The 8,705-nt window shown below is 44.9% G+C and carries 14 protein-coding genes; 7 read left to right on the top strand and 7 right to left on the bottom strand.

What is annotated here, in order from left to right; all coding sequences use genetic code 11:
- Positions 1-206 precede the first annotated feature (206 nt).
- The 4 genes from QUB39_RS18180 to QUB39_RS18165 all read right to left on the bottom strand — a co-directional run bounded on the left by QUB39_RS18180 (position 207) and on the right by QUB39_RS18165 (position 4,612).
- Positions 207-926, bottom strand: a complete 720-nt coding sequence (locus tag QUB39_RS18180; protein WP_333058261.1) for a DUF2786 domain-containing protein — start codon at positions 924-926, stop codon at positions 207-209.
- A 178-nt stretch (positions 927-1,104) separates the two neighbouring features.
- Entirely contained in the window at positions 1,105-2,322 is a 1,218-nt protein-coding gene (locus QUB39_RS18175) for a DUF790 family protein (protein WP_333212226.1), read from the bottom strand.
- A gap of 15 nt (positions 2,323-2,337) precedes the next feature.
- Positions 2,338-2,799 carry a DUF3598 family protein gene (locus QUB39_RS18170; protein ID WP_333058263.1) on the bottom strand — a complete coding sequence of 154 codons (462 nt, stop codon included), beginning with the start codon at positions 2,797-2,799 and terminating at the stop codon, positions 2,338-2,340.
- Positions 2,800-3,073: 274 nt separating this feature from the next.
- Positions 3,074-4,612, bottom strand: a complete 1,539-nt coding sequence (locus QUB39_RS18165) for a DEAD/DEAH box helicase family protein (RefSeq protein ID WP_333212228.1) — start codon at positions 4,610-4,612, stop codon at positions 3,074-3,076.
- A 309-nt stretch (positions 4,613-4,921) separates the two neighbouring features.
- Here QUB39_RS18165 and ald point away from each other — a divergent pair, with 309 nt between their 5' ends.
- Positions 4,922-6,010 carry an alanine dehydrogenase gene (gene ald, locus QUB39_RS18160; protein WP_333058265.1) on the top strand — a complete coding sequence of 363 codons (1,089 nt, stop codon included), beginning with the start codon at positions 4,922-4,924 and terminating at the stop codon, positions 6,008-6,010.
- 22 nt (positions 6,011-6,032) lie between these two features.
- Here the strand turns inward: ald and QUB39_RS18155 are convergent, their stop codons facing one another.
- The 3 genes from QUB39_RS18155 to QUB39_RS18145 form a co-directional block, all read right to left on the bottom strand.
- Entirely contained in the window at positions 6,033-6,182 is a 150-nt protein-coding gene (locus tag QUB39_RS18155) for a hypothetical protein (RefSeq protein WP_333058266.1), read from the bottom strand.
- 117 nt (positions 6,183-6,299) lie between these two features.
- Positions 6,300-6,647, bottom strand: coding sequence for a hypothetical protein (locus QUB39_RS18150; protein ID WP_333263861.1), 348 nt, complete (start codon positions 6,645-6,647; stop codon positions 6,300-6,302).
- The gene (locus QUB39_RS18145) at positions 6,607-6,930 is read right to left on the bottom strand and encodes a hypothetical protein (RefSeq protein WP_333212231.1); all 324 of its coding nucleotides are present in this window, start codon (positions 6,928-6,930) and stop codon (positions 6,607-6,609) included. The genes QUB39_RS18150 and QUB39_RS18145 overlap by 41 nt, the downstream gene beginning before the upstream one ends.
- A gap of 4 nt (positions 6,931-6,934) precedes the next feature.
- Between QUB39_RS18145 and QUB39_RS18140 the strand changes: the two genes are divergently transcribed.
- From QUB39_RS18140 to QUB39_RS18120, 6 genes are all read left to right on the top strand, one after another.
- A complete protein-coding gene (locus QUB39_RS18140) occupies positions 6,935-7,066 on the top strand; it encodes a hypothetical protein (protein WP_333212233.1) in 132 nt (43 codons plus the stop codon).
- 35 nt (positions 7,067-7,101) lie between these two features.
- Positions 7,102-7,395, top strand: coding sequence for a hypothetical protein (locus QUB39_RS18135; RefSeq protein WP_333212235.1), 294 nt, complete (start codon positions 7,102-7,104; stop codon positions 7,393-7,395).
- A complete protein-coding gene (locus QUB39_RS18130; protein ID WP_333212237.1) occupies positions 7,395-7,583 on the top strand; it encodes a type II toxin-antitoxin system PemK/MazF family toxin in 189 nt (62 codons plus the stop codon). The genes QUB39_RS18135 and QUB39_RS18130 overlap by 1 nt, the downstream gene beginning before the upstream one ends.
- A gap of 25 nt (positions 7,584-7,608) precedes the next feature.
- A complete protein-coding gene (locus tag QUB39_RS30645) occupies positions 7,609-7,752 on the top strand; it encodes a hypothetical protein (RefSeq protein WP_445243128.1) in 144 nt (47 codons plus the stop codon).
- 178 nt (positions 7,753-7,930) lie between these two features.
- Complete coding sequence (locus QUB39_RS18125) at positions 7,931-8,275, top strand: hypothetical protein (RefSeq protein WP_333058271.1); 345 nt, start codon at positions 7,931-7,933, stop codon at positions 8,273-8,275.
- Entirely contained in the window at positions 8,272-8,481 is a 210-nt protein-coding gene (locus tag QUB39_RS18120) for a hypothetical protein (RefSeq protein ID WP_333058272.1), read from the top strand. The genes QUB39_RS18125 and QUB39_RS18120 overlap by 4 nt, the downstream gene beginning before the upstream one ends.
- Positions 8,482-8,705: the final 224 nt, after the last annotated feature.

Below are 8,705 nucleotides of genomic sequence, written 5' to 3'. Positions count from 1 at the left end.
AACCAAAATTGGGACGTATTCTCCGCTTATAAAGCCAGTTTAGGCTTTGTTTGGGCTTAAAATTTGTTTAAGTCCCGCTAATTGATGCTTTGCGAGATAGTGATTATAGGGTAAAACAAGCGGCAAATGAAGCCTGGGATAAACTGGCTGCAAAATTTCCTGAGCTTGACGAACAAATTCCCTTTTAATGCTAACTATACATAAACTCAAAGACATTCATTAAGTTGTTTCAGATCCCCTTGCGGCTGCACTTGCTTGTGCAAACTAATTTTGTCGCCCACTTCATACCCCGAATTAAAACCCGCCGCGCTACTGACTTGAGAATCTGTTCTCGTTCTAATTTTAACCCCTCGGCCCTCTAGATAATCCGCGATCGCCAGTTGATTTTTCTCAAACATCGATCGCACTACAATCGCTGGAGTCGCCGCCGCATCCCCGGAACCCGGAATCCCTGAGTTTTCCATCTCCTGTTTTTGTTCCAACAATCTTTGTCTCAACCTCGTCGCGCATCCAACCCGAAAAGCATTCAGATACGCCAACCCTCTGCCATTTCCTTTGCGGTATTTAGCCCTTTTTTCAATCGCAGAGCTCAAATACTCGTACAGATGTTTGCAAACAATCAGGTTGGTAGAAGTTCCCACCAAAAACATACTGCCATTATAAGTGTTTCGCATGGCAGTGCAACCGTTAGCGTCGGCAATTCCCGAAAGCAGCATCATTTTCCAAGTGACAAATTTGGATGTTGTTTCAACTGAGTCTTCGTCAATCTCTTCTTGGTGATTTGGCCCTAAATCGGCGAGACTGAGATTGTACTGTGCCAGTAACAGGGAAGCTTTTTCGGCTGCCGCAGTGGATTCGTTTTCATTTGATGAGGTGGCGAGGGCTAACAGCTTTTTGATTCTTTCGACAATACTTGTGTCTGCCATTTTTCTATCGGTTTTAGGGTGAGAGTATGCGGTGGCAAGGATTTGGGTGAATTCCTATTTTAGTATAGCTGGGAATGTGGGAGGTTTTTTGAGGAGGATTTTTTTGAACCGCAGAGGGCGCAGAGGGCGCAGAGAGAGAGAAAGAAAGAAAGATGTTTGCAACTGATGCGCGGATTGGTTACTCTTCGAGGACTTCCAGGACTGATTTGGGCAACAATTTATCTTTAAACCAGACTACTTTTGCTGGCACTTCATTTACATTCACTCCGGCTTTTTCTAAATTCAGCCGTTCGGAAATAGCTAAAATTAAGTTATCGCATTCAGACTTCTGTACTTGTGCAAATTTCTTTTGCAAATACTCCGGCCGCCAATAGCCAACTATTTCTAATAAAAATACTCGCCCGTCGGGATGCACTAACCGAAAGTCGGGAATCATCACACTACCTGGAATCGGAATTAAATCTACTTCTCGCTCTAGTTGCCACTCGGTTTTTGTGGAATTCCATCTTTCAGCAAATGCTGCTTCTAACATACTATCATAAGGCTTGCCAGGGGGATAGTGGCTGACTAAACCGCAGTCGGAATTTAGGGTAAATTTACCTGTTTTCAAAACGCCACTAAAAGGATCTTTTGTGTGCAGTGTGGAGTGCATACTCCATTTGGTGACGTGCAGCAGTGCGGGCAGCATTTTCGCCAGGGCTAAGCCGTAGCGGGTGCTGGGTTTGAATAAGCTTGTAGGGCCGTCTATTGTCAGTGTAAAACCGTGGTCGGCATCGCCTTCGATGTAAGTCATTAATTGAAATAGTTTCAGATAGCGAAATAAGAGTTTGTATTCTCCTGGATCGTTGCGGTGGGCGGTTAATTGGACTTGACTTGCTCGGTAAAATATGCCTTGAACTTGAGAAAGATTGTATTTGTGAAGCAAGTTTTCGGGTGTTGGTGCATTAAACTCAGTGAGGATTTTGTTTTCGTTTAAATCGGCGTATAAACCTGTAGTGATTTCGTGAGGAAAAACTTCTCTGTTTAACTCTTGGCTGAGTTCACTTGCTACTTTTTCCAGGGTTAATTGGGTGGATTGAGGGCTGGGAGTCGATCGCGCGGACAAGGCAAAAACCCGCTGTCTCAACTCTGAGGGTTCTAGGGGACTGATGACTTCCAAGGTGCAGAAACCGCCTTTCAGCAGGTGCGCTAATCCCCGTTTCAGCCGATAATCGGGGCTGTCGCCTTCTAATTCTAGCAAGCGTCCGTCGAGTTCGCCTTGGGTTTTGCCGATCGACTCTTGGAAGCAGTCGATCATTTCCGTTGCGGCTTCTAAGTTTTTAGCATCTATCTTGAGGCGGAGAGGGATGATTGATTCTCCGTTTTGGCGGTGACTTAATAAATCAGTTGGTAACATACGCAGTAAAAACTTTTACTCAATTCTTTGTTCAACAATCACCATAACTCCCCTAAGTTTTCCCTCTTCTGTCAAGCTTTGGGTAGTCCGAATTCGCCGATCGGAACTGACAAGATGGATGGTTTCAACAGCCCTCATAAAGCCAGTTGCTTTGTCCCATACTTGAAAAATTATCAAATCATCTCCAACTTCTGTCGCTAGTGTATTGTAGTTGGAAAAAACTGAGTCCAGACCTTCAATTTGCACTTGTCCTTCGCCGACAACATAACCCACAAACTTTTGGGTTTCACTCTGACCATTGGCATAAGTTTGAAGGTTAGTTTGCCTCCACTCGTTATCAACTATTTTCTGGGTAACAACTGCTGTAAAACGCCTGGTTTCTTTGCAGTCGGCATCGAGTATTGTCCAGTCTCCCTCCCAAACTCCTGTATGTTTGGGGAAAATTTTAAAGTTAGTTAGTTGTGCAGTTTCGCTCATTTTTATGTAAGGTGACTTAGTTAATAGTGAGATTATACACTAATTGGGCAATTTTCAATTTTCCGGGGAATCATCATTGTATTTTCCCCATTTTGCGGGTGATTCGGCTGCTTTTTTAGTCACATCCCCGTTAACTCCTTAAATCGATTTGAGATTTGATATTTGATATTTGATATTTGAGATTTGAGATTTTAAATAGACCTAGGAGTGCTTTAATTATATAACCATCCTTTCGCTAAGACTTCCCATCCCACAACTAAGTTATTTAAGCTTGCTACCAGGGAATTTCATCATTGTCTTCTCCCCATTTTGCTGGTGATTCTGCTGCTTTTTTAGTCGCCTCCCGGTTGACTCCGTAAATGGGTGTCGGTTTGACAATTTCTAATTTCTGATATTCTGGCTTGGGCGGTTCTACTTGTGTTTGTGGTTTCGGTTTATGAGGCTGCATTCCTCCTCGGCGGCGTTGAGAAGTTCTTTCTTCGCTGGTGTCTTCGGTGACGACTTCGTAGAGAATTGCTAACTTATTTACATCGCTGCTTTTGCGGAGAACTCGACCCAATCGCTGAATGTATTCGCGTTCGCTGCCGGTGCCTGACAATATGATAGCAATTCGGGCGTCGGGAACGTCCACTCCTTCGTTGAGAACGTGGGAGGCGACGAGGGTTTTGTATTCGCCGCTGCGAAAGCGATCGAGGATTTCGTGGCGTTCTTTGACTGGGGTTTGGTGGGTAATTGTGGGGATGAGAAATTCTTGGGAAATTCGGTAAACTGTGGCGTTGTCTCCGGTGAAAATTAGGGTGCGCTGGGGAGAGTGTTCTGCTAGTATGTTGGCTAAAATTCGCAGTTTGCCTTCGGTACAAAGGGCGATTTCTTTGGCTTGGCGGTGGGCTAGCATGGCGCGCCTTCCCAGGGGCGATCGCGCGCTTGCCATGATAAACTGTTTCCAACCTTCGAGGCTGGATATTTTGATGTTAGACTGTTTTAAGAAGTCGTTGCGAATGTTGATTAATTCGGCGTAGCGAGATCCCTCTTCTTTTGACAGTTTTACCATGATTTGAACTATTTTATGGTCGGCTAAAGCATCGCCTGCCAAATCTTCGGGTCTTTTGCTAAATACTGTCGGGCCGATCAGGAAATGCAAATCGCTGTGGCGGCCGTCGGTGCGATCGGGTGTGGCTGTCAGTCCGAGTCGAAAAGGCGCGATCGCATATTCGGAAATTACTCGATAAAAGTCTGTTGGCAAATGGTGGCATTCGTCAAAAACCAGCAAACCGTATTTATTGCCCAAGGTTTCTGCATGAATACTTGCACTGTCGTAGGTTGCGACTAAAATTGGCGTTTTGTCCCGCGAACCTCCGCCCAACAATCCGATTTCGATGTCGGGAAAAGCTGCCTTTAAATTAGCATACCACTGGTGCATTAAATCGAGAGTTGGTACTACAATTAATGTACTGCGACCAGTGACTTGCATGGCTAATTGTGCCAGATAAGTTTTGCCGGAAGCGGTGGGAAGGACGACTACTCCTTGGCTTCCTGCTTCTTGCCAAGCTACGAGGGCCTGTTCTTGATGTGGGTAAGGCTGCATTTCCACGCTGGGTACGAGTTCGAGTAGTTCGTATGCCCTAGCTTCGTCCGTGAAGTGAATGCACTCGGCTTGGAGGCATTCTACCAGCGGGCGGTAGTGAATTGCTCGAATGCGGTATTTTTCCACGCGATCGTCCCAAGTGGCAAAGTCCACCCAGTCTCTGCCTTTGGGCGGCGGGTGTAGCAAGAGAGTTCCGCGATCGAATGTTAAGGTAGGTGTGCGTGGCATTTGTTTAGATAGGGGGGCGAGTTATGCCTGTTAAATTATAAGTGACAGATCAAATATATTGACTCTTCTTGAAATTATCTGCGTTACTCTGTGTTAATCAGCCCTACATCTGCGGTCGATCTATCAATCAAAAAATTATGTAATTCAAGTCTAAATTGAGGAAATTGCGATCGATCTGGCGGAAAATCCAACACAAATTATCCTACCCCAGCCGGATTGCCAAATCTAAAATCTACAAGAGTATTGGCCCGCTGGGAATGGTTTTTAAGTTAGATTCGATCTATGTATGCCTGAGATTAGAGGTTATAGATGGAAATAGGCGTCCCCAAGGAAATCAAGGATTTAGAGTTTCGAGTCGGGCTCAGCCCCACAAGTGTCCGGGCTTGTTCGGACAAAGGCCACACAGTTTTTGTGGAAACAAATGCTGGTGCTGGGGCCGGTTTCGCAGACGAGGACTACGTTCAAGCAGGGGCTAAGATTGTCTTAAAGGCTTCCGATGTCTGGAAGCGCGAACTAATTGTTAAAGTTAAAGAACCGCTGCCTGCTGAGTATCCGCTGATACAAAAAGAGCAGTTGCTGTTTACATATTTGCACTTGGCGGCCGATCGCACATTAACCCAGCATTTAATTAGCAGCGGAGTCCAGGCCATCGCCTACGAAACCGTCGAACTCCCGGACAGAAAGTTGCCGCTGCTGACGCCGATGAGCATTATTGCAGGGCGTTTGGCCGTGCAGTTCGGTGCTCGATTTCTGGAACGACAGCAAGGCGGCAGGGGCATACTTTTGGGTGGCGTACCGGGGGTAAGACCGGGTAAAGTTGTGATTTTGGGCGGCGGCATTGTCGGCACAGAAGCAGCCAGAATTGCTGTAGGAATGGGCGCCAGAGTACAGATATTAGACGTAAATGTCGATCGCCTAGCCTACTTGGAAACTCTGTTCGGTTCCAGAGTAGAATACCTCTACAGCAGTCCTTTGCAAATTGAAGCAGTTGTTCCCGATACTGATTTGTTAATCGGTGCGGTTTTGGTTCCGGGGAAAAAAGCTCCGGTGCTAGTTTCTCGCGAATTTGTTGCGAAGATGCACCCCGGTTCTGTGATTGTTGACGTAGCCGTTGACCAAGGCGGCTGCGTGGAAACTTTGCGGGTAACTTCTCACACAAATCCTACTTATGTTGAGGAAGGAGTTGTGCATTACGGCGTGCCGAATATGCCCGGTGCCGTGCCTTGGACTGCGACTCAAGCTTTGAATAACAGCACTTTGCCTTATGTTTTGCAGTTGGCAAATAACGGGATTAAAGCTTTGGAAATGAATCCGAGTTTGGCGAAGGGATTGAACGTGCAGAATCACCGATTGGTGCATCCGGCCGTGCGCGAGGTTTTCGCAGATTTGGCTGATTAGATTCCCATTTTTTTTAAGTAAGCTATCCCGCATCTAAATTGTATTTTGGTGCGGGTAGGAGCAACAGTCTCGATCCCCCTCGCATCCCCTTAAGAAGGGAGACTTTGAGTGAGGAGAGTTGAATGGCTTGCTCGATGCGATCGAGGTCATCAGATAAAATATTAGGCAGCATAATTCAGTCGTTGCGCTAGTTGCTGATGCAGCCCTCGATTGAGAAAAAGGAGTAAAGGGCGATCGACCTTTTTATGCCAAAAAGAGCGATCGACCTTCTCCCTAATTCACAAGATAATCACTCAGAGTTTTTAGTAAGCGTTGATGTCGCTTGCGATGAAATAGCTCCAATAGAACCGATAATTTGATTGCGAGGCAATACAGCAAGGAAACCTAACCGAATTAACGATTGAGACCGTAAACCACTGGGAGCAAAGTCTGGGTCTGAAGGGGAAATAATATCGACAAAATCTGGAACCTGTTGATGTAGTTGGGTGCTAACACCACAAACTAAAAAATCTCCATAAGGAGGTAGTTCCCTCAGAAGGATGACTGGACGATTCTTAATTTTCCCGTCAGCTTGAGGAATTGGGGTGAGAACAACATCAGCTTCCTGCATAGTCAGGATTTGGTGTTTTAATTGCATTGAGCGGGTAATCGTCGTTCTGATTGTAGGCTTTGTTTAGTTGATGCCTTGACAACCACAACCCGGCTTCGCGTTCTGCTAATTGTTCCGGGAGGACTGTGATAATGAGTTTTATGTTTGGTTCAAGCTTATAGGGTTCATCTAGCTGAATAGATTGCCCATCAAAATGTGCTGATAAAGAAATAAGCTTCATGGCTTGGATATCTTGAAGGCGAGTGCTTTTACTAAGTTTATCATATTTTGACGCTCTAGGGACACAGGCTTTGACCCGTTTCTCTACCATAAATTTGCTCCATTCCTTAGAAAAACGATCGCCCCTCCTCGAAGCAAAAAGCGAGATTCCTCGATCGAGAAAAGCGATCGAGCTTTCCATGACAAAAGAGCGATCGCTAACCCACTGGACGCGAATAGTTGTATAATAGACAAACTAGGCAAGCGCAAAAAGTGAAAACCTATGTCACAGGCAATCCTCAAACAAATTGTTAATCAGCTTGAAATGCTGGAAGTTTTAGAGTTACAGGAACTCGAGCGCGTAATCTGGAAATATCTGGCTGACAAACAGCAAGCTACTCAACAATATCTACTTCAAAAATCTGCTAATAAAAAACAATTATTTCGAGAATGGGATGACATTTCTGATGAAGAAGCTGCGATACTAAAAGCTGAGTTTGCCGCCGAGGATTTAGCTTTTGCAGAAGTCGCCTTAAGTGATTATCTGCCTCGACTTCAGCAACAGGATAAAATCTGATGCTAGGAGATATTTATTTGGCAGATTTGAATCCTTCTAGAGGGTCAGAACAAGCAGGAATTAGACCAGTCATTATTGTACAGCGAGATACATTAGACCGCTTTACTACAACAGTAGTCGTAATTCCGGTAACAAGTAATCTGCGACGATGCTCAAATACCAGGGACAATTATTTTACCGACTGGTGAAGGTGGTTTAACACAAGATTCGGTCGTGCTTTGCTATCAAATAGTAGCGGTAGATAGAGAGCGATTAATCAAAAAATTGGGCACTCTTTTAGCCGATTATGTATCAAGATTACAGGTAGCATTGCAGTATACATTGCAAATGGATGAATTTGAGAATGTAGAAGAATAGAATGAGTTGAAGCGCGATCGCACTCACAGCCCCAAAGAGCGATCGCCCCTGTCCATCCACAAGACCGAGATCCCTTTCCATATCCCCAAAAAGCGATTTCCTATGGGATAGCTTCGCACGCGGACTGCACGATCGTTTATAATTACAATGATTGACGAGTTATGAGGAGCGTGCAAGTATGGCAAAATTCCTCAACGAACTTGCGGAAATTATCTGGAATTTGAAACGCCAGTTGCTAGATATTGTTGACGCAGCAACAGCAGCAGAATTGACTCTATTTGAACTTTTTGGAGAAACGAGTGATACGATACCATTTCTGGATGAACTGAAAAGTGTGGCTGAACGTGCTACACCCTGGTTTAATCGGCTGTCTAATTTTCAGTTACGCATAGCTGAGTCTCAACCCACAATTTCGGTTGATATGCTAAACTTAGTAAACCAATCTATTGAACGCATCCAAATCGAAATTCCGGCAATGGAACGGAGTATTCAAGAAGTGAAAACGGAGTGGAATTTGCCATGACTAGCCAACCGCGTATTCCCAATCCTGAAACAGCCAAGAGATTATTGGCTAATTTGCGCCGCAGTCGTTTAGCAATGGAAGCAGCGACTCTGGAATTAGAAGACATTACAATGCAGTTGGAAAATGACAGCAGACAAAGGCGTTTGGTGCGGTTGAGGCAGGCAATTAACGATGCTGAGGCTGCTAATTTTTCAGTCAATGTCTGAAATTATTTCTTAAATCTCGCCCCAAAACCTATAATTTAAATATTGACGAAAACAGCAAGATCGATCGCACTTTTTGACTCATAACAAAAGAGCGATCGACCTTTCCCTATCCCCAAAAGATCGCCCTAGTTGTCAAGTAGACATGGTTTGAGATAAACTAATTCTGAAACTATTCCCTAAATATCGCCCCATCACCTATAATTTCTATTAACATCTTGTCCCCC

Origin of the sequence: Microcoleus sp. AT8-B5 (genome assembly GCF_036705565.1) — a bacterium.
GTDB lineage: Bacteria > Cyanobacteriota > Cyanobacteriia > Cyanobacteriales > Microcoleaceae > Microcoleus.
The sequence above is the reverse complement of the archived record's forward strand: the minus strand, read 5'-3'. Positions and strand labels throughout refer to the sequence as shown.

Excerpts from the sequence above, each read along its gene's own strand:
- QUB39_RS18180 (WP_333058261.1), bottom strand. The coding sequence starts at position 926 with ATGGCAGACACAAGTATTGTCGAAAGAATCAAAAAGCTGTTAGCCCTC.
- QUB39_RS18175 (WP_333212226.1), bottom strand. The coding sequence starts at position 2,322 with ATGTTACCAACTGATTTATTAAGTCACCGCCAAAACGGAGAATCAATC.
- QUB39_RS18170 (WP_333058263.1), bottom strand. The coding sequence starts at position 2,799 with ATGAGCGAAACTGCACAACTAACTAACTTTAAAATTTTCCCCAAACAT.
- QUB39_RS18165 (WP_333212228.1), bottom strand. The coding sequence starts at position 4,612 with ATGCCACGCACACCTACCTTAACATTCGATCGCGGAACTCTCTTGCTA.
- ald (WP_333058265.1), top strand. The coding sequence starts at position 4,922 with ATGGAAATAGGCGTCCCCAAGGAAATCAAGGATTTAGAGTTTCGAGTC.
- QUB39_RS18155 (WP_333058266.1), bottom strand. The coding sequence starts at position 6,182 with ATGCTGCCTAATATTTTATCTGATGACCTCGATCGCATCGAGCAAGCC.
- QUB39_RS18150 (WP_333263861.1), bottom strand. The coding sequence starts at position 6,647 with ATGCAATTAAAACACCAAATCCTGACTATGCAGGAAGCTGATGTTGTT.
- QUB39_RS18145 (WP_333212231.1), bottom strand. The coding sequence starts at position 6,930 with ATGGTAGAGAAACGGGTCAAAGCCTGTGTCCCTAGAGCGTCAAAATAT.
- QUB39_RS18135 (WP_333212235.1), top strand. The coding sequence starts at position 7,102 with ATGTCACAGGCAATCCTCAAACAAATTGTTAATCAGCTTGAAATGCTG.
- QUB39_RS18130 (WP_333212237.1), top strand. The coding sequence starts at position 7,395 with ATGCTAGGAGATATTTATTTGGCAGATTTGAATCCTTCTAGAGGGTCA.
- QUB39_RS18125 (WP_333058271.1), top strand. The coding sequence starts at position 7,931 with ATGGCAAAATTCCTCAACGAACTTGCGGAAATTATCTGGAATTTGAAA.
- QUB39_RS18120 (WP_333058272.1), top strand. The coding sequence starts at position 8,272 with ATGACTAGCCAACCGCGTATTCCCAATCCTGAAACAGCCAAGAGATTA.